Annotated in this window: 19 protein-coding genes and 1 pseudogene; 13 read left to right on the forward strand and 7 right to left on the reverse strand. The window is 69.9% G+C overall.

Annotation, left to right across the window (positions count from 1 at the left end; all coding sequences use genetic code 11):
* A partial coding sequence (locus ACOJSN_RS16450; protein ID WP_420113573.1) for an SdrD B-like domain-containing protein occupies window positions 1-454 on the reverse strand: 454 nt, incomplete at its 3' end.
* Window positions 455-704: 250 nt separating this feature from the next.
* Here ACOJSN_RS16450 and ACOJSN_RS16455 point away from each other — a divergent pair.
* From ACOJSN_RS16455 to ACOJSN_RS16495, 9 genes are all read left to right on the forward strand, one after another.
* The gene (locus ACOJSN_RS16455; protein WP_420113574.1) at window positions 705-2,039 is read left to right on the forward strand and encodes a right-handed parallel beta-helix repeat-containing protein; all 1,335 of its coding nucleotides are present in this window, start codon (window positions 705-707) and stop codon (window positions 2,037-2,039) included.
* Complete coding sequence (locus tag ACOJSN_RS16460; protein ID WP_420113575.1) at window positions 2,036-2,806, forward strand: hypothetical protein; 771 nt, start codon at window positions 2,036-2,038, stop codon at window positions 2,804-2,806. Before ACOJSN_RS16455 ends, ACOJSN_RS16460 begins: the two co-directional genes overlap by 4 nt.
* Window positions 2,803-4,005 (forward strand): Dyp-type peroxidase, encoded by a 1,203-nt coding sequence (locus tag ACOJSN_RS16465; protein ID WP_420113576.1) that lies wholly within the window; start codon window positions 2,803-2,805, stop codon window positions 4,003-4,005. The genes ACOJSN_RS16460 and ACOJSN_RS16465 overlap by 4 nt, the downstream gene beginning before the upstream one ends.
* A gap of 151 nt (window positions 4,006-4,156) precedes the next feature.
* Window positions 4,157-5,176 carry an AAA family ATPase gene (locus ACOJSN_RS16470; protein ID WP_420113577.1) on the forward strand — a complete coding sequence of 340 codons (1,020 nt, stop codon included), beginning with the start codon at window positions 4,157-4,159 and terminating at the stop codon, window positions 5,174-5,176.
* 47 nt (window positions 5,177-5,223) lie between these two features.
* Entirely contained in the window at window positions 5,224-6,111 is an 888-nt protein-coding gene (locus tag ACOJSN_RS16475) for a DUF58 domain-containing protein (RefSeq protein ID WP_420113578.1), read from the forward strand.
* Window positions 6,098-6,592 (forward strand): hypothetical protein, encoded by a 495-nt coding sequence (locus ACOJSN_RS16480; protein ID WP_420113579.1) that lies wholly within the window; start codon window positions 6,098-6,100, stop codon window positions 6,590-6,592. Before ACOJSN_RS16475 ends, ACOJSN_RS16480 begins: the two co-directional genes overlap by 14 nt.
* Window positions 6,589-7,623, forward strand: a complete 1,035-nt coding sequence (locus ACOJSN_RS16485) for a vWA domain-containing protein (protein WP_420113580.1) — start codon at window positions 6,589-6,591, stop codon at window positions 7,621-7,623. Before ACOJSN_RS16480 ends, ACOJSN_RS16485 begins: the two co-directional genes overlap by 4 nt.
* Window positions 7,620-8,684: a vWA domain-containing protein gene (locus ACOJSN_RS16490; RefSeq protein WP_420113581.1), complete on the forward strand. Its 1,065-nt coding sequence runs from the start codon at window positions 7,620-7,622 to the stop codon at window positions 8,682-8,684. The genes ACOJSN_RS16485 and ACOJSN_RS16490 overlap by 4 nt, the downstream gene beginning before the upstream one ends.
* Before the next feature lie 2 nt (window positions 8,685-8,686).
* A complete protein-coding gene (locus ACOJSN_RS16495) occupies window positions 8,687-9,601 on the forward strand; it encodes a hypothetical protein (RefSeq protein ID WP_420113582.1) in 915 nt (304 codons plus the stop codon).
* Between the two features lie 123 nt (window positions 9,602-9,724).
* Here the strand turns inward: ACOJSN_RS16495 and ACOJSN_RS16500 are convergent, their stop codons facing one another.
* The 4 genes from ACOJSN_RS16500 to ACOJSN_RS16515 form a co-directional block, all read right to left on the reverse strand.
* A complete protein-coding gene (locus ACOJSN_RS16500) occupies window positions 9,725-11,125 on the reverse strand; it encodes a dihydrolipoamide acetyltransferase family protein (protein ID WP_420113583.1) in 1,401 nt (466 codons plus the stop codon).
* A 15-nt stretch (window positions 11,126-11,140) separates the two neighbouring features.
* On the reverse strand, window positions 11,141-12,148 hold the full coding sequence (locus tag ACOJSN_RS16505; RefSeq protein ID WP_420113591.1) for an alpha-ketoacid dehydrogenase subunit beta: 1,008 nt from the start codon (window positions 12,146-12,148) through the stop codon (window positions 11,141-11,143).
* Between the two features lie 14 nt (window positions 12,149-12,162).
* Window positions 12,163-13,323, reverse strand: coding sequence for a pyruvate dehydrogenase (acetyl-transferring) E1 component subunit alpha (gene pdhA / locus ACOJSN_RS16510; RefSeq protein ID WP_420113584.1), 1,161 nt, complete (start codon window positions 13,321-13,323; stop codon window positions 12,163-12,165).
* A gap of 108 nt (window positions 13,324-13,431) precedes the next feature.
* A complete protein-coding gene (locus tag ACOJSN_RS16515; RefSeq protein ID WP_420113585.1) occupies window positions 13,432-14,613 on the reverse strand; it encodes a histidinol-phosphate transaminase in 1,182 nt (393 codons plus the stop codon).
* Window positions 14,614-14,649: 36 nt separating this feature from the next.
* On the opposite strand from ACOJSN_RS16515, the gene ACOJSN_RS16520 reads away from it, so the two are divergent.
* Window positions 14,650-15,063 (forward strand): phage holin family protein, encoded by a 414-nt coding sequence (locus ACOJSN_RS16520; RefSeq protein WP_420113586.1) that lies wholly within the window; start codon window positions 14,650-14,652, stop codon window positions 15,061-15,063.
* A 5-nt stretch (window positions 15,064-15,068) separates the two neighbouring features.
* Here the strand turns inward: ACOJSN_RS16520 and ACOJSN_RS16525 are convergent, their stop codons facing one another.
* Entirely contained in the window at window positions 15,069-16,472 is a 1,404-nt protein-coding gene (locus ACOJSN_RS16525) for a hypothetical protein (protein ID WP_420113587.1), read from the reverse strand.
* Window positions 16,469-16,723, reverse strand: a complete 255-nt coding sequence (locus tag ACOJSN_RS16530) for a hypothetical protein (protein WP_420113588.1) — start codon at window positions 16,721-16,723, stop codon at window positions 16,469-16,471. Before ACOJSN_RS16530 ends, ACOJSN_RS16525 begins: the two co-directional genes overlap by 4 nt.
* 152 nt (window positions 16,724-16,875) lie before the next feature.
* On the opposite strand from ACOJSN_RS16530, the gene ACOJSN_RS16535 reads away from it, so the two are divergent.
* From ACOJSN_RS16535 to ACOJSN_RS16545, 3 genes and pseudogenes are all read left to right on the forward strand, one after another.
* On the forward strand, window positions 16,876-17,385 hold the full coding sequence (locus ACOJSN_RS16535; RefSeq protein WP_420113589.1) for a low molecular weight protein-tyrosine-phosphatase: 510 nt from the start codon (window positions 16,876-16,878) through the stop codon (window positions 17,383-17,385).
* Window positions 17,386-17,398: 13 nt separating this feature from the next.
* Window positions 17,399-18,166: a fructosamine kinase family protein gene (locus ACOJSN_RS16540; protein ID WP_420113590.1), complete on the forward strand. Its 768-nt coding sequence runs from the start codon at window positions 17,399-17,401 to the stop codon at window positions 18,164-18,166.
* A gap of 30 nt (window positions 18,167-18,196) precedes the next feature.
* Window positions 18,197-18,399: pseudogene (locus ACOJSN_RS16545) on the forward strand (glyoxalase); the annotation flags it as partial.

Raw genomic sequence — 18,399 nt, forward strand, 5'->3', positions numbered from 1 at the left:
GCACGTGGAACGAGAAGTCGACGCCGGCGGCACCGGTGCCGTCGATGACCTCGACGAACTGGACCGTGGTGCCGTTCGCGGGGTCACCCGATCGCCCGACGACGGAGTCGCGCCACTGCGCCCACTGGGCTGTGTCCGGCACGTTGGCCTCGACGCGCCACTGGCTGGCGTCGGAGGTGACGGGAAGGGCATAGGTGCCGTCGGCGCCCGTGACCACCGGTCCGGCGGCGTTCCCCTCGGCGTCGTAGGCGTACACCTCGATCCCCGGAAGACCGGTCTCGTAGCTGTCCATGACGCCGTTGGCGTCGTAGTCCTGCCAGATCGTGCCGGTGATCTCGTCGCCCTCGGCGGCAGCAGCAGGTGCTGCCCCCACGGCGACGAACCCGGTACCGACGAGGCCAACCACGCCGAGCGCGGCGATCCCCCGTGACAGCGTGCCGGGCGGCCGCCTCATCGCATCGCTTCCTCTACCCACCCTGTTGACCCTCTTCCGTTCCCGAACACACGGCCCGAATACGCCGCGTGTAGTGCACGCACCGCCGTCTAGCATTCGGGACCCGGATGTCCACGGGCTAGTCGCGGCAGGGTGATGCGGGGACGAAGCCAGGGTGACAGCGGTATGAGCGCGACTGAGCCGGAAGCGCACGTTTCCGCCGAATCTGGGCGGTGATGCACCGTGGTCCTGCTTCTTTAGACTCCGCTGCATGTCCCACCAGTCCGGCCGCCGTTTCGCAGGCGCCGCCGCCGCCCTCGCGGTGCTTCTCGCGGCCGGCTGCGGCACGGGCACGGCACCGCCGTCGAGCGATCCCGCCGGTCCCGGCGAGGTGATCCGGGTGCCGGCCGATGCGAGCACGATCGGCGCCGCCGTCGAGCAGGCCGACCCCGGAGACATGGTGCTCGTCGCACCCGGCACCTACCCCGAGGAAGTGACGATCGACGTCCCCGACCTCACGCTGCGCGGTGAGGATCGCAACGGCGTGATCATCGACGGCGGTGGGATCCGTTCGTTCGGTGTGTTCGCCTCCGCCGATGGGGTGCGTATCGAGAACCTCACCGTGACATCCGCGCTGTTCTACGGGGTGCTCGTCACGGGGATGCACGACGAGAACGGGCCGGTCGCCCACGGCGGCCCCGGGTACACCGCCCTCGATCCGAGTGAGTTCCCGCCGGTACAGCGGTTCGCCATCGACCATGTCACCGCGAGCAACAACGGCCTCTACGGCATCTACGCGTTCAACGCCCAGCACGGCACGATCACCGACTCCTACGCGTCCGGCTCGGCGGACTCCGGCTTCTACGTCGGGCAGTGCGAGGCCTGCGACATCCTGGTCGCCGGAAACGTGGCCGAGCGCAACGCGATCGGCTTCGAGAACGCCAACGCGTCGGACTCGGTGGTGATCGCCGGCAACCGGTTCTCCCACAACCGCATCGGGATGACGCTGATCTCGAACTACCAGGAGGCCTTCACCCCGCAACGCCAGAACCTCGTGATGGGGAACCTCATCTCTCAGAACACGAGTGCGGACTCCCCGGCGCACGCACTGGGCGGCTTCGGCGTAGGCCTGTCCATCGTGGGCGGCCAGGACAACGCGGTCGTCACCAATCGGATCGAGGGCAACCCCGTCACCGGCATCCAGCTCGGCAACACGGAGGATCTGCCCGCCAGCGGGAACACGTTCACCGACAACCACCTCGACGGCAACGGCATCGACGTTGGGGACGCCTCGGCGTCACGCACCCCCTCCAGCGGCAACTGCTTCACGCCGGCGCCGGCGACTGCCTCGCCGGCCTCGCTGCGCGAGGCGGTCTGCCCCGAGGGCAACGACGGCACCGGGGTCGACACCTCGACCTGGCCTGCACCCGAGGTCCCCGCCGGCGTCAGCTTCCTCGATATCCCCGCGCCACCGGCACAGCCCACGTTGGCGGATGTCGACACCCCGCCGTCTGAGCCGTTGCCCGCGACCGTCGCCATGCCCGCCGAGGACGACGCCACACTCCCCGCCGCGGACTTCCTCGACGACCGCTCGGGCACCACATGATCCGACGCGCCGTCGCCGTTCTCCTCACGCTCGCGCTGGCGATCGTGGCGCTCGGGTCCTGTACCTCCGGCACCGACGAGGCGCCGGCGCGGCCGCTCACGAGCGAGGAGGCACAACGGCTCGCGCTGACACGCTTCCGCAACTTCGACGCCGGGCTTCGGCCGGTCTCGTTCACGGTCACCGACCGCGGGATCACGTATCTGGTCGACGCGGAGGTGGATTTCGCGGCCGGCGCCGGCTACGGCCTCATCAGTGACGAGGAGGGCACGGAGAGTCTCGTGCTGGCGTGGAGTGCCAGCACGGTCACGACGCTGCCCTGGTCGGGAACCGACGTCCCACGGACAGCACCCGAGGTCGACGACACGTGGACGACGTCAGCCCTCATGCCGCAGGAGTCCCGCCTGCACGCGACACTCTCCATCGTGCTCACGATGACTGCCGACCGGCCGGACAACGCACTGCTGCTCCAGCAGACCGACGCCCGCTGGCTACGAGAGGACACGGTCACCGTCGGCGCGGACGAGACCGCCGTCTCCGTGTTCGCCGGGCCCACGCAAGACACCGTGTACGACCCCGACTCCGGCCTGCCCGACGACGGCAGCGCCGCGACCACCCGCTTCTGGGTGGACGAGACAGGCGTCGGTCACCGCCTCGAGCTCCGACTCGGTGGTGGGACCGAGTGGACGTCGGTCGACCTGGGTCCCGGCAGTGACGATGACCTTCTCGAGCGCCTTGGTGGGGTTGCGGACGTTCTGGGTGTGCGGTGAGCGAGCGAGGGCGCGCTGGGCGTCGGTTGCCGGATCGGCGAACCGTGCTCACCGGCGCCGGAAGCAGCCTGGCCGGGCTGGCGATCGGTCTGGGTGTGGCCGGTCGTGCGACGCCGACGCCCCCTGACCCTGGCGTGCCGACCGGTCCAGCACTGGTCGAGGCCACCGGTGCGCACCAGGCCGGGATCGACCGACCTGCCACCCCGCAGACGTTCTGCATGCTCGCCGTCTTCGACGTGCCGACCGAGCCGACTGCCACCACGATCCGGGAGATCGGCGCCGCCTTAGGTACCGCAGTCACCACCGCGACCTCACCCGAGCATGCGATCGACGCCGGCCTGCTCGACGGCCCGGGCGACCTCACGGTGACGGTCGGCGCCGGTCCGCGGCTCGTGGCCGCCGTCGATCGGGCGTTGCCCGGTGCCACGGACCTCCCCGCGTTCGCGGGAGACGAGTCGATTCCGGCCGAGCGACGTGGCGGCGACGTCGCGGTCCTGGCCTGCAGCAGCGACGCGAACGATGCCGCCACGGCACTTGCTCACGTCGCCGCCAGCCTGCCGGAGCTGCGGCTGCGGTGGATGCAGCGGGGCTTCCGGGCCCGCGGGACCGGAACGATCGCGCGTAACCCGCTGGGGTACCACGACGGCGTGATCGTGCCTCGCGGGGAAGCTCAGCTCGCCGAGCACGTATGGGTGCCCGACGGCCCGGCAGCCGGCGGCAGCATCCTGGTGGTGCGGCGCCTTCGCCTAGACACCACCGGGTTCGATGCACTCCCCGGCGAGCGCCAAGACCAGGTGATCGGACGCCGTCGGGCAGATGGCGTGCCGCTCTCGGGCGGCGAGCTGACCAGCGAGGCCGACCTGCTCGCGAAGACACCCGAGGGTCAGCTGCTCGTGCCCGCGACCTCGCACGTGCGCGCAGCGCACCCGAGCTTCACCGGCAGCCACCTGATGCTGCGACGCGGCTACGCGTTCGACGACGGCACGGCGCTCGACCACACCGGCAGCGAGGTGCACGACGCCGGCCTGCTGTTCATGTGTTTCCAGCGTGACCTGGACACGTTCGTCCGCACGCAACATCGCCTCGACGAGGCCGACGACCTCATGCAGTACGCCACGCCGACCGGCAGCGGCACGTTCCTGGTTCTGCCCGGATTCGACGGCGGCCGAGCGCTCGGCACGACCCTGGCCGGCTCCTGAGGGCACTTCTGCCCCGCCCCCGCCGACGGACCGTCAAGCCTGGTGCGGCATAATCGCCGGGTCCCGCGAACTCGAACCTGGCCGGATGTCGGCGCTCCGTCGACCGCCAGATCACACGCCCGCACACAACCGCGACCACGAGTGGGAGCTCATGTCCACCACCTCATCGAGCCTGGCACCGCAGACCTCGCCGATCTCCTACGACGACTCCCGGCGAGCCACCGAGCTGCTCTCGCACGTCGCGCGCGTGTTCGACCAGCGCATCGTGGGCCAGCAGGCGCTGCGCACCGCGCTCGTCAGCTCGCTGCTCGCCGGCGGGCACGTGCTACTGGAGTCCGTGCCCGGCCTGGCAAAGACCACAGCCGCGCAGACGCTGGCGTCCTCGATCACTGGCTCGTTCCACCGCATCCAGTGCACACCGGACCTGATGCCGAACGACATCGTGGGCACCCAGATCTACAACCAGGCCACGGGTGAGTTCAGCACCCAGCTCGGTCCGGTGCACGCCAACCTCGTGCTGCTCGACGAGATCAACCGCTCGAGCGCCAAGACCCAGTCCGCGATGCTCGAGGCGATGCAGGAGAAGCAGACCTCCATCGGCGGCGAGATGTACCCGCTGCCCAAGCCGTTCATGGTGCTCGCCACCCAGAACCCCATCGAGGAGGAGGGCACGTACGTGCTGCCCGAGGCCCAGATGGACCGGTTCCTCATGAAGGAGGTGCTCACCTACCCGGCCCCGGACGAGGAGGTGGACATCCTCGAGCGGATCAACAACGGCTCCATGACCGCGCCGCTGACCGCCGCGCCGATCTCGATCGGGGACGTCGAGTTCCTGCAGCAGCTCGTGCAGAAGGTGTACGTGGACACCTCGATCAAGCAGTACATCGTGGCGATCATCAACACCTCGCGCGGCGGCGGTCCGCGGCCGCTGCCGAACCTCAACCAGCACGTGCGCGTGGGGGCGTCGCCGCGTGGTGGCATCGCGTTGATGCGGATCGCGCAGGCGCTCGCCGTCCAGGCCGGCCGCTCGTACGTGGTGCCCGACGACGTGAAGGCGCTGCGGCACTCCGTGCTGCGGCACCGCATCGTGCGCACCTACGACGCACTTGCCAACAACGTGGCGCCCGAGGCGCTGGTGGACGCCGTGTTCGCGGCCGTTCCCAGCCCCTGACCCACACAGCACGAGACCGACCGACGACAGGAAGGGGGGCACCGCTGATGGCATCGACCTCACGACTCGCGAAAGTCCGGGCCCGCCTGGACCTGCCGACCGTTCGCCGTGCCTCCGGTCTGCTCGAGGGTCGGCACCGCTCGATCTACTCCGGCCACGGCCAGGACTTCGACGAGATGGCGCTGTACCAGTTCGGCGACGACGTCTCCGACATCGACTGGAAGGCCACCGCCTCCACCGGTCAGCCGGTGATCCGCCGGTTCGTGCGCGACTCCAACCTCGCGATGGTGCTCGCGGTCGACACCGGCCGCAACATGGCCGCCACCGCACCGGACGGCAGCACAAAGTCTGACCTGGCGGTCTTCGCTGCGGAGGTTATCTGCTACCTGGCGCGCAACCGCGGCGACACCGTGGCGCTCGTGGCGGGCGACGACGAGCGCACCGTTCAGATCCCGGCGCGCGGCGGTGGCTCCCACATGGAGATGCTGCTGCGGCGGATCGACGCCATGTTCGACCTGGAGAGCCCAGCCAGCGACCTCAACCGGGTGCTCGACCGCGTGCTCACGTGGTTCACACGCAAGTCGCTCGTGGTGATCATCACCGATGAGGCACGGCCCGAGCCCGAGCACGAGCTGGCGCTCAAGCGGCTGCGCACCCGCCACGAGGTGATGGTCGTCCAGATCGCCGACCGGCTCCCCACCGACGACCCGAACGAGGTGATCGACGATGTCGACACCCCGCTCGACATCCCCGAGTTCCTGCGCTCACGCAAGGACCTCGTGAGCGAGGCCGAGGAGTACTCACTGCGACGCCGTCAGGATGCTGCAGCGCTGCTCCGGCGCCGCGGCATCGAGTCCGTGACCGCCACGAGCGAGGACCAGCTGATCGACGCCCTGATCGACCTGTTGAGGAGGCAGAAGCGTGTTCGCGGCTGACCTCTCCGCGCCGGTGTGGGCCGTGGAGGTCCACGACCCGGTCGCCCCCGCGGCGTACTCCACCTGGGTGCCGATCGTCGGCGGTGCGCTGCTGGTGCTCATCGGCGCCTGGCTGTGGTGGGTGTTCTGGCACACGCGCGAGCGCCCGTTCGACTCCAAGGAGGGCCGTGGCGACCGGTTCTCGGGGCTGCGGCAGCGCACGCTGGCCGACATCGCGCAGGCCGAGGAGCGTTACCGCGAGGGCGCTACCGACCTGCGCACGCTGCACCTGGACCTCAACCACATCATGCGCGAGTTCGCCAACGGTCGGCTCCGGATGGACACGAGCTCCCTGACGGTCGGTGAGATCGCTCGGATCGAGGGCACCGACCGGCTCTCGTCGCTGCTGACCGAGTACGAGGAGCCGGCGTTCGCCGTCGACTCCGACGCCGAGGCACTCGCCGCGACCACCAACGCCAAGGCGGTGGTCGAGCAGTGGTGAACCACTTCATGCACGGGTGGGCGCTGTGGGTGGTCATCGGCGCCGTGATCGTGCTCGGCGTGCTGGGCTGGTTCGCGCGCAAGCCCAAGAGCGAGCGCCGCAACGTCACCTGGGTGGCGAACGCGGGCTATCTGCCCACGCTGCCGTCCTTCAAGTCGCGGTTGTCGCGCTACAAGCTGCTGCTGAGCGTGGTCGCCGTGATCCTGCTCGGCACCACGGTCGCTGCCGGGTTCCTGGCGTCGCGCCCCGTGGACCGGCAGGTGCGCTCCGAGGAGCTCGCCACGCGCGACATCGTGCTGTGCCTCGACGTGTCCGGCTCGATGCTCGAGTTCGACACCGAGGTGGTCGAGCGGTTCCTCGAGCTGCTGCCGTCCTTCCAGGGCGAACGGATCGCGCTGTCGGTGTGGAACTCCACGTCGCGGACCGTGTTCCCGCTCACCGACGACTACCAGCTGGTCGAGGAGGAGCTGCGGTACGCGGCGGACGTGCTCGACTTCGACGTCGACTCGCTCTCCGACTGGTCCTTCGACCCGGGTCACTACGACCGCCTCATCGAGTACCTCGCGGGTACCACCGGGATGGGGCAGAACGAGTCCTCGCTCGTGGGTGACGGACTCGCCACCTGCGCGCTGATGTTCGACGAGCAGGACACCGAACGATCCCGCTCGATCATCCTCGCGACCGACAACCAGGTGCTCGGCAACCCGGTGTACTCGCTGCCCGAGGCCGGCGACCTCGTGGCCGAGCGCGACATCTCACTGTTCGGCATCTACGCGGGCGAGGTGACGAGTTCCTCGGCCGCCGAGGAGAAGGAGTACCGGGACGTGGTCGAGGGCCACGACGGGCTGTTCTTCCAGGCGTCCGACCCCGATCTCGTCTCGCAGGTCGTGGACCAGATCGCGGCGCAACAGGCGGTCGATCTCGACGCCGACACCGATGTGGTGATCACCGATCGCCCCGAACGGTTCTTCGCCTGGCTGGTGGTCGCGATCGCGGTCTACGTGCTGGCCGTCTGGAGGCTACGAACATGACGCTGCGCATGCTCTGGCCCCTGTGGGCGATGATCGCGGTGTTCGTGCCGATGCTGGCCCTGTGCGTGTGGCGGCTGCGCGCCTCGCGCGGTGAGCGCCGCGTCGACTGGATCCGCCGCACCGTGATGGTCGCGTGCGTCGCGGTGATCGGCCTCTGCCCCGCCATCCCCAGCACCGAGAACGACGGCCTGGTCTCCAACGCCGAGATCTACTTCGTGGTGGACCGGACCGGCTCGATGGCTGCCGAGGACTACGACGGCGGCCAGCCCCGCCTCGCGGGTGTCTCTCACGACATGACTGCGCTGACCCAGGCGCTGCCTGGCTCGAGGTACGCGATCATCGCGTTCGACTCGCAGTCCACGCGCCAGCTGCCGCTGACCACCGACTCCCGAGCGGTCCGTTCCTGGGCGGACACCGTGCGCCAGGAGATCACCGCCTACTCCGCGGGCTCCTCGATCGACCGTCCGCTCGACCAGTTGCGGACCACGCTGGAGGCGGCAGCCGAGCGCAACCCGTCGAACGTGCGCCTGGTGTTCTTCATGTCCGACGGTGAGAACACCACCGGGTCGGGCTCGGACGCGAGCGACGGTTTCGCCTCGTTCGCCGACCTTGCCCCATTGATCGACGGCGGCGCCGTGCTGGGTTACGGCACCGCCGAGGGCGGCCGGATGCGCAGCTACGACGGGACGTCGAACTCCGGCTACGGCACGGACGCCCCCTACATCACCGACGACACCGGTGCCGATGCGATCTCCCGCATCGACGAGACCGCGCTGCGCACCGTGGCGGACCAGCTGGGGATCCAGTACTCGCACCGGATCGCCCCGGACGACATCACGCCGCTGGTCTCCGACGTCAACCTGGAGGCGATCGCCGATGACGGACGCCGCGACCTGACGACATATACCGACGTGTACTGGCCTGCGGCTGCGCTGCTCGGCCTGCTGCTCGCGTGGGAGGCGTGGGACCTGTCCCGCGAGGTTCCCAAGCGCAAGCGCGAGAACGAGCCGCAGCGCCGTGACCGGCAACGTGCCATGGCCATGAGCGGAAAGGGAGGCTAGACATGTCCCTCGACGTCCTGCCACCGCCAGGAGAGTTCAAGACCAGCGAGGAGATCCGCGACGCGAAGTACGCGGAGGAGCTGCGGCGCAAGCGCAAGCGGCTGCTGCTGTGGTCGCTGCCCGTGATGGTGATCGCGTTCCTCGCTGCGGTCAAGCTACTGAGTGCCGTCGCGCTCAACATGGCCGGCAGCTCCGCCTACTCCAACGCCAGCTACAACACCGCGGCCGACCGGTTCGAGTCGCTGGAGTTCTTCAACGTCGTCGAGCCGTGGAAGGCGTACTTCAACCAGGGCACCGCGATCTACGCCGGCGGTCAGTTCTTCCAGGCCACGCAGAAGCTGGATGTGGCGCTGGACCTGGTGCCGAAGTCCCCGCAGGGGGAGCCTCCGGGCGAGGACGAGTGCGACGTGCGCACCAACTACTCGCTCGCTCTGGAAGGGTTGGGCGACGAGTCGATGGCCGCCCGTGACCCCGCGATGGGCGCCGACTACTACGCGCAGGCTCAGGAGATGCTCTCCAACTGCGGTGAGTCCGGTGGCAGCGGCGGCGAGGAGGCCCAGGAGGCCGAGGAACGCCAGCAGGAGAGCCAGGAGCAGGCCGAGCAGGAGCAGCAGGAACAGCAGGAGGGCGAGGGCGGCGAGGACCCGTCCGACGGTCCCACCGACGGCGAGTCGGAGACCCCGGCGGATGGCGAGTCCTCCGGCGAGGGCGAGTCCGAGACCCCCACCGACGGCGAGTCCTCCGGCGAGGGCGAGTCCGAGACCCCCACCGACGGCGGGTCCTCCGGTGGCGAGGAGACGGAGTCGACCGACCCGCAGCAGGAGGAGCTCGAGTCGCGCAACGACGAGGCCCAGCAGTCCGCCGATGCCGAGGATCAGGCCTCCGGCGGCGGCAACGGCTCCGGCCAGAACTGGTAGCGCACGCCCGTCCCTGGCTCTCAACGCCGAGACCGAGGCTCAACGCCGAGACCGAGGGGCGCACCCCGCGGTCTCGGCGCTCGGCCTCGGTCTCGGCGTCCGGCGCGCGCGAGGTGGGTGGCCTCAGCCCCAGACCAGGCCGCGGGCGGGGTCGTTGAGGGTGGCTGCGACGTCCTGCAGCACCCGGCTCCCGAGCTCGCCGTCGACCAGGCGGTGGTCGAAGCTCAGCGCCAACCGGGTGACCCACCGTGCCTTCACCTTGTTCTTGTGCACCCAGGGGCGCTTGGTGATCGCGCCGACCGCCAGGATCGCCGACTCCCCCGGGTTGAGGATCGGGGTGCCGGTGTCGATGCCGAAGGTGCCGATGTTGGTGATCGTCACGGTGCCGTCGGACATCGCGGCGGGCTGGGTCTTGCCGGCCCGCGCAGTGCTGGTCAGCTCGTTCAGCGCAAGCGCGAGGTCGTGCAGGCCGAGCCGGTGTGCGTCCTTGATGTTCGGCACCACCAGCCCTCGCGGCGTCGCGGCCGCGATACCGATGTTGATGTAGTGCTTGTAGACGATCTCCTGCGTGGCGTCGTCCCAGGCGGCACTGATCTCCGGGTGCCGCCGGATCGCCAGGATCAGCGCCTTCGCGGCGATCAGGGTGGGCGTGACCTTGACGTCGGCGAACTCACGGTCCTCGCGCAGCGTCTTGATCAGCTTCATGGTCTTGGTCACGTCGGTCGCCGTGATCACCGTGACGTGCGGGGCGCTGAAGGCGCTCGCCACCATCGCCTCGGCGGTGCGGCGCCGCACGCTGCGCACCGGCACCCGGGTGGTGCGCCCGTCCGCGGCCACGGTGCCCCCGTCGAGCCACGGGCGGTCGTCACCCGGGTAGACCACGAGCCGTTCGGGCTGCTCGTTCTCCACAGCGGCGTTGACATCCTCTCGTGTGACGATTCCTCCCGGCCCCGTGCCCTTGAGCCGGGACAGGTCCACTCCCAGGTCCTTGGCCAGCTTGCGCACCGGCGGTTTGGCCAGCACGGGGTTCGCCGAGATGGGGGCCGACGGCGCAGCCTGCTTCGCCGGTTCGGGTGCCGGTCGCGGGGTGGCCGGCTCAGGCTGGGGCGCCGGCGTCGCCGGCGCCGCGACCGGCGCTGCAGCGCTCGCGGCAGGCTGCGCGTGCCGGCGCGTGCGCCGCGCCTGACTCGGTGCCTTGGTGCCGTAACCGACCAGCACGTCACCGCTGGTCTCACCCTCATCGGCGGCGTCGTCGGCCGGCACGCTCGCGGCGCCGCCGGGATCGGTGTCGATGACGATGATCGGGTTGCCGACGTCGACGCTCGCGCCGACCTCCACCAGCAGCTCGTGCACCACGCCCGCGTACGGGCTGGGCAGCTCGACCAGCGACTTCGCGGTCTCGATCTCGACGATCGTCTGGTTGACCGTCACCTCATCGCCGGGAGAGACCTTCCACTCGACGATGTCGGCCTCGGTGAGACCCTCCCCCACGTCGGGAAGGTTGAACGGTTGATACGCAGGCATGGGCGCTCCGGGCTCTCAGTATCCGAGGGTGGCGTCGACGGCATCGAGCACCCGGTCCAGGCTGGGCAGGTACTCCTCCTCGATGTTCGCAGGTGGGTACGGCGTGTGGAAGCCTCCCACGCGCAGCACCGGCGCCTGCATCGAGTAGAAGCACCGCTCCGTCACGGCAGCGGCGAGCTCGGCGCCGGCCCCGAAGAACGTGGGCGCCTCGTGCACCACCACCAGCCGCCCGGTCTTGGTCACCGACTCCGCGACCGTGTCGATGTCGAGCGGCGAGATCGAGCGCAGATCGATCACCTCGACGCTGCGGCCCTCCTCACCCGCCACCTTCGCTGCCGTGAGCGCGGTCCGCACGGTGGGCCCGTAGGCGGCCACGGTGACGTCGGTGCCCGAGGTGAGCACCCGGGCGCGTTCGAGATCCGCGACACCCGGCCCCACGCCGTCGGGCTCGCCGACGAGACCCAGCGCGAGCTCGTCGGCCTCGACGTCGACCTCCTCCTTGTCCCAGTAGCGAGCCTTCGGCTCGAAGAACAGCACGGGGTCGGGCGAGGCGATCGCCTGCTGGATCATCGCGAACGCGTCCGATGGCGAGGACGGGCTCATCACGCGCAGTCCCGCGGTGTGCGCGAACAGCGCCTCCGGCGACTCGCTGTGGTGCTCGACCGCACCGATGCCGCCGCCGTAGGGCACGCGAATGACGATCGGCATCTCGACCCGGCCGCCGCTGCGGTAGTGCACCTTCGCGAGCTGGGTGGTGATCTGGTCGTAGGCGGGGAAGATGAAACCGTCGAACTGGATCTCGCAGACCGGGCGGTAGCCGGCGAAGGCGAGCCCGATCGCTGCGCCGATGATGCCGGACTCGGCGAGCGGGGTGTCGACCACGCGGTCGTCACCGAAGTCCTTCTGCAGGGCGTCCGTGACACGGAAGACCCCACCGAGCGGGCCCACGTCCTCTCCCATCACCATGACCTTGCTGTCGCGCTCCATCGCGCGTCGCAGCCCGAGGTTGATGGCCTTGGCCATCGCGATCCGCTCGCTCACTTGGCCTCCTCCTCGAACGAGGACTCGTAGTCACGGAACCACGCTCGCTCACGTTCGATCTGCGACTGCGGCGTGGCGTACACGTGGTCGAACATCGACTCGGGCTGCGGCTTGTCGAGGGCGCGGCAGAAGGTGCGGGTGTCCTCGCCGAGCCGGTCCGCCTCCGCCTCGAGGTCGTCGAAGAACTCGGACCCGGTTCCGAGGCTCTCGAGGTGGGTGCGCAGCCGCACGAGCGGGTCCCGCTGACGCCAGTGCTCCTCCTCGGCCCGGCTGCGATAACGGGTCGGGTCGTCCGAGGTGGTGTGCGCGCCCATCCGGTACGTGACAGCCTCGATGAAGCTCGGGCCACCGCCGTTGTGTGCGCGCTCCAGCGCCTCGGACATGACCGCGTAGCAGGCGAGGACATCGTTGCCGTCCACGCGCACCGACGGGATCCCGAAGCCCTCGCCGCGGTGCACGAGCGGGATGCGGCTCTGCTTGGCGGTCGGGACAGAGATCGCCCACTGGTTGTTCTGACAGAAGAACACCACGGGAGCGGAGGCGGCCGAGGCGAAGACCATCGCCTCGCTGACGTCGCCCTGCGAGGTCGCGCCATCGCCGAAGTACGCGACGACTGCGCGGTCACGGTCGGCATCGCCGGTGCCGACGTCGCCGTCACGCTGGATGCCCATGCCGTACCCGGCGGCGTGCAACGCATGCGAGCCGATCACGAGCGTGGGCACGTTGTAGTTGTGCTCCCGGGCGTCCCAGCCACCGTGCTCGCGACCGCGGTACAGGCGGAGCAGGTCGCGCATGTCGAGGCCGCGCACCCACGCCACGCCATGCTCGCGGTAGGAGGGAAACACGAAGTCCTGGGGTCGCAGGGCCCGGGCGGAGCCGACCTGCGCCGCCTCCTGCCCGAGGCTCGGTGGCCACAGCCCGAGCTCGCCCTGCCGCTGCAGCGACGTCGCCTCGGTGTCGAAGCGGCGCGTGAGCGCCATGTCGCGGTAGATGGTCTCGAGCGCCGCGCGGTCCAGATGGTCCGCGCGGGCCGAGTAGACCGCGTCGCTCAGCCGTTCGCCGGTGGGCGAGAGCAGCTGAACGGTGTGGTCCGGCGCGCCGGACCCGGTGTTACGTCCGACGTGAGGGGTGTCCTCACTCGTGTCGGTGGTGATCACTTCCGGTCTCCTTCGAGGGGTGTTGAGGGTGACGGGATGTCATACCTACGCCAGCGTAGGCTACGGAACCGTAGGTTCTATGCAGTTGTGCCCGACGACGTCGTGCCGTCAGTTTTGTAGGGATCCTCCAACTCCCGTGGTGTCGGCGGCGTCGCCGCCGGAGCTGGAGGCCCACCTCGCCGTGAGCTCCAGAACGATGTCGTTGGCCTCGGACTCACCGATGCTGACCCGCACGCCGTCACCCGCGAAGGGGCGCACGGTCACGCCGGCCTCCATCGCGTCGGTCGCGAACGCGCCGGCCACGTCGCCCAGCGGCAGCCACACGAAGTTGCCCTGCGGGTCGCCGATGTCCCAGCCCTGCGCGCGCATCGCGGCGACCACCCGTTCACGCTCGGACACGAGCTCGCCGACCCGATCGGCCACGGCCTGCTGCTGACCGAGCGCCGCGACCGCGGCCGCCTGCGCGATCGCGTTGACGCCGAACGGGGTGGAGGCGGTCCGCAGCGTGCGCGCCAGCCGCCTGCGGGTCACGGCGTAGCCCACACGCAGGCCAGCCAGCCCGTAGGCCTTGGCGAAGGTCCGCAGGATCACGAGGTTCTTGTGGTCGGGCAGCAGTGCGAACGAGTCGATCGGGTCCGCGGAGCGCACGAAGTGGGCATAGGCCTCGTCGAGCAGCACCATGACGTTGCTGGGAACCACGTCGAGGAACGCGACCAGCTCGCTGTGGGAGATCGCGGCACCCGTGGGGTTGTTGGGGGTGCACAGGATGACGATCTTGGTGCGGTCCGTGATCGCCGCGGCCATCGCCTCGAGGTCGTGCCGACCGTCGGGCGTGTTGGGGATCTGCACCGAGGTGGCGCCGGCCACCTGGACGAGGATCGGGTAGGCCTCGAACGAGCGCCAGGAGTAGACCACCTCGTCGCCGGGCTCGCACATCCCGCGCAGGATCAGCTCCGCCACGGCCACCGACCCGTTCCCCACGATCACGCGGTCGGCGACCTCGCCGTGGTGGCGCGCGATCTCCTCGGCGAGGCGGTCGGCGTACATGAGCGGGTACCGGTTGATGTCCTCGGCGGCGTCCGCGATCGCTGCCAGCACCGCCGGCAGCGGCGGGAACGGCGCCTCGTTGGACGACAGCTTGAACACACCCGGGTTCGAGCCTGCCGCACCGGGGACGTACGCAGGCAGCGACTCGAGTGCTGCGCGCAGTCGGACAGCGGGTCGCTCCGGAGCCGACGGCGGCTGCTCTGCCTCGTCGAGCTCGGACGGCCCGGGAATACCCATCGCCATCCCCTCAGCATGCCATCTGGATGGCAGGATCGGAGGATGCTGCGCTTCCTCGTCAAGGTCCTCATCAACGGCATCGCGATCTGGCTCACCTCGCTGTGGATCGGCGGCGTGGACATCGTGGCCGGCTCCGGCGCCCCCGAGACGGGCGACCCGGTGCTCAACACCGTGATCGTGGTGGCCGTGATCGCGGCGATCTTCACGCTGGTCAATGCGATCGTGAAGCCGATCGCCAAGGCGCTGGCGCTTCCGCTCTACCTGCTGACGCTCGGCTTGTTCTTCCTCGTGGTGAACGCCCTGATGCTGCTGCTGACGAGCTGGATCAGCGGGTACACGGACTTTGGCCTCACCGTGGACGGGTTCTGGACTGCGGTGCTCGCCGGGCTCGTCATCTCGATCATCTCGGTGGTGCTCTCGGTCATCCTTCCCGACGGCGAGCGCAAGAATCGGTAGCGCGATCAGTCGGTCCGGGTTCCCTGGTAGTAGCTGCTGGTGGCCGTGGCCTCCGGGTTGAGGACCGGAGCAACCACGGCGAGGTAGTCGAGGACCGCGCCCTCGTCGGACGCGTCCACGAGCCGCGCCGTATCGGCGTACGTGGGGGTGTCGTGCGTGTCGCGTGGGGTGGATGAGCTGCTGAGGTCGGCGTCGATCGAGCTGGTCAGGGTGCGTTCCACCGTGGTCCAGTTCTCCCCCACCGGGTTGGCGGCGTTGTCGAACCCGGGTACGAGATCCTCGACGTGCTCCAGGCTGAGCACCTCGGTCCCCTCCGGCGCGTCGAGCAGCCCCACCGGTGCGCCGAGCGTCAGCACGCCACTGACGTCGAGCTCCCCGGCCACGGCGTTGGCTGCGTTGAGCGCGACCATCCCGCCTTGCGAATGGCCAGCGACCACCACCTGCTGACCGGGCTGGATCCCGGCCATCCGCATCGCCTGCACCACCATGGCCGTCGCACCGGTCGCCTCGCCGACCATCGCGCCGGGGTTCCCGGCCCAGTCGAACGGCTGCCCACCCACGAGGTCGCCTTGGGTACCCGGGACCAGCACCAGCCAGGACACTTCGCCATCGGGCGCGGTCACCTGGTCGATCCGCACCGTGCCCGGCTCGACCTCCCCGTGGTCCGGGTACAGCCCGCCGATCGCCTCGACGACCCCCTCGAGGTCGCCGATCGCCTCGTGCTCGCTGACCTCGTCCCCCGGACCCGGGGCGGTGGAGCCGGGCGGGTTGACCTGAGCCACGGATACCCGGTGCGAGACCACGCCTGAGATCAGACCCGCCAGCGCCCGGGAGGCGTCAGGGATCGGGCGATCGATTCCCGTCACGGCCCAGAGCGACTCCTCCAGCACCATCCCGATCCCGTGCCGCGTGGGCACCACCTGGCCGTGCTGCCAGGCATCCATCCAGGCTGCCTGGACCGCGGTGCCGATATGCACCCAGGAGAGCGGGTTGAGCGGGTTCCACGCCGGGCGGGTGAGGCGCCAGATCCGCGCCTCGTTCGCCGCCTCAGCGGACTCATAACCATCTGCGGCGCGCACCAGGCGTGCAGCGAGATCGTCGATCTGATCGGCCCGGCGATCGCCGTCGGCCACCACGAGCATCCCCTCGGCCACGGCGCCGGAACCACTCGAGGTGAGGGGTGCCGTGCCGGAGACCGCGGTCAGAAGGATCCGGATGTTGTGGGCTGCCTCACGGGTGCGGCGCGCGATCGACCGCAACCGCGTTGCGCACATGCGCACGTCCCAGGTGCTCACCTCCAGGTCGGCCGAGCTGCCGATCCCGAAGCCGAACACCGTGAGCTCGCGCTCGGACTGAAGCAGCTCGCCGTTGGTCGGCGACCCGTCCATCGCCTCGTCGAAGCGACTCATACCGCCACGTTCCCGCCGCCGGACAGCGCGGTCCGGATCGCGACCAGTTCTCGCTCGTGGCGGTGGATGAGGGCCGCCAGGCCGCGGATTCTCACCGCGTAGGCACCGAGTCCGGTGGCCAGATTCCTGGCCGTCGTCTGGTAGACCCCGGCGGCCCTGCCGGTCCAATGGTCGGGTACAGCGGTCTGTAGATCCGCCTGTACCCCTTCTACCTCTCCCGCCACCGCCGACACCACCGCTGCGTGCGCCACCGTGCCCTCCTTCTCTCGCCGTTCGTGAGTCCACGACGCTAGGCAGGCGGCAGGGGCCGCCGCCGAGCCGTCAGGGGGGTGCTGTGGACAAGGGGACATCAGCCCGCACCTGTGGACAACGGCACAGCGTGGACGGTGTGACAATGGCCGGCATGGCCGAGGACTACTCGATCTGTGTCGTATGCAGCGGAAACATCTGTCGCTCCCCGATCGGGGAGGTCATCCTCGAGGACGCGCTCGCTCGCGCAGGCCTGGCGGACCGCGTGTCGGTGTGCTCCGCGGGGACGGGAAGCTGGCACCTGGGTGAGGCCGCGGACCACCGTGCGTGCGCCGTGGCCAAGAGTCACGGCCTCGACCTCGCTGAGCATCGCGCCGACGTGTTCAGCGAGGACCACTTCACCCACGTGGACCTGGTGCTCGCGCTCGACTCCGGGCACCTGCGCGCCTTGCAGGCACTCGCCCCCGACCAGGCCGCACGCGACAAGATCCATCTGCTCCGTTCTTTCGACCCCGAGGCGGTCGATGAGGGCGACCTCGAGGTCGCGGACCCCTACTACGGGGACCGGCGCGACTTCGAGATCGCCTACGACCAGGTGGTCGCGGCGGCAGCCGGCATCGTCGCGCACGTGCAGGAAGAGCTCGAGCAGCGCGTACGCGCGTGAGCTCGATGCCACCGTGAGCACCCACCGCAAGACCCACTTTCCCCATCCCGACGCCGCCCTCTTCGAGGCCGCCGGTCTTGCGTGGTTGGGAGGGGTCGACGGCGGTGCCCGCGTCGCGGAGGTTCTCTCGGCTCGTGCTGGTCTGCTCGAACTCGAGCAGATCGACGACGGTCACGCGACGCCCGAGGCTGCCCGCGTGTTCGGTGCGGCGCTGGCGCGCACGCACGCGGCGGGCGCGCCCGCGTACGGCTTCGTCCCAGGCACCACGCCGCTGTTCATGGGGCGGCTCGAGCTGCCCGCGCCCGACCCGGCTCCGGTGACCTGGGGTGAGTTCTACGCGACCGAGCGCGTGCTGCCCTACCTGCGCCGCGCCGTCGAGCAGGGTCGGATCCACGGATCCGACGAACGCACGATCGAGGCCGTGGTGACCCGGCTGCTCGACGGCGACCTCGAGCACGAGCAGCCGGCTCTGGTTCACGGCGCGGCGCGCCTGCACGGTGACCTGTGGAACGGGAACGTGCTGTGGGCACCGGAGGGCGCCGTGCTGATCGACCCGACCGCGCACGGCGGGCACGCCGAGACCGACCTGGCGATGCTCGCGCTGTTCGGTGCGCCGTACCTCGAGGAGATCCTCACCGGCTACGACGAGACGTCCGCGCTCGCTCCCGGGTGGCAGCACCGGGTCGATCTGCACCAGCTCAACCCGCTGCTCGTGCACACGGTTCTGTTCGGCGGCAGCTACGCTGCCGCCGCCGTTGCCGCCGCCTTCCCCTACACCTGACCGAGGTCACCGCACCCGGACGGAGAACCCATGAACCCCGTGCACCACATCGAGCTGTGGACCAGCGACCTCGCCGCGGCCGAGCCGAATTGGCACTGGTTGCTGAGCGGGCTCGGGTGGGAGCGAGAGATCGACAGCGACTGGCCCAGCGGGCGGATCTGGCGCCATGCGAGCGGGGTGTACCTCGTGCTGGAGCAGTCCCCCGCTGTGGTGGGCGACCGCCACGACCGGAT

The organism is Pseudactinotalea sp., from assembly GCF_048594945.1.
Lineage (GTDB): Bacteria > Actinomycetota > Actinomycetes > Actinomycetales > Beutenbergiaceae > Pseudactinotalea.

Excerpts from the sequence above, each read along its gene's own strand:
- ACOJSN_RS16455 (WP_420113574.1), top strand. The coding sequence starts at position 705 with ATGTCCCACCAGTCCGGCCGCCGTTTCGCAGGCGCCGCCGCCGCCCTC.
- ACOJSN_RS16460 (WP_420113575.1), top strand. The coding sequence starts at position 2,036 with ATGATCCGACGCGCCGTCGCCGTTCTCCTCACGCTCGCGCTGGCGATC.
- ACOJSN_RS16470 (WP_420113577.1), top strand. The coding sequence starts at position 4,157 with ATGTCCACCACCTCATCGAGCCTGGCACCGCAGACCTCGCCGATCTCC.
- ACOJSN_RS16475 (WP_420113578.1), top strand. The coding sequence starts at position 5,224 with ATGGCATCGACCTCACGACTCGCGAAAGTCCGGGCCCGCCTGGACCTG.
- ACOJSN_RS16490 (WP_420113581.1), top strand. The coding sequence starts at position 7,620 with ATGACGCTGCGCATGCTCTGGCCCCTGTGGGCGATGATCGCGGTGTTC.
- ACOJSN_RS16495 (WP_420113582.1), top strand. The coding sequence starts at position 8,687 with ATGTCCCTCGACGTCCTGCCACCGCCAGGAGAGTTCAAGACCAGCGAG.
- ACOJSN_RS16500 (WP_420113583.1), bottom strand. The coding sequence starts at position 11,125 with ATGCCTGCGTATCAACCGTTCAACCTTCCCGACGTGGGGGAGGGTCTC.
- ACOJSN_RS16505 (WP_420113591.1), bottom strand. The coding sequence starts at position 12,148 with ATGGCCAAGGCCATCAACCTCGGGCTGCGACGCGCGATGGAGCGCGAC.
- ACOJSN_RS16515 (WP_420113585.1), bottom strand. The coding sequence starts at position 14,613 with ATGGCGATGGGTATTCCCGGGCCGTCCGAGCTCGACGAGGCAGAGCAG.
- ACOJSN_RS16520 (WP_420113586.1), top strand. The coding sequence starts at position 14,650 with ATGCTGCGCTTCCTCGTCAAGGTCCTCATCAACGGCATCGCGATCTGG.
- ACOJSN_RS16525 (WP_420113587.1), bottom strand. The coding sequence starts at position 16,472 with ATGAGTCGCTTCGACGAGGCGATGGACGGGTCGCCGACCAACGGCGAG.
- ACOJSN_RS16535 (WP_420113589.1), top strand. The coding sequence starts at position 16,876 with ATGGCCGAGGACTACTCGATCTGTGTCGTATGCAGCGGAAACATCTGT.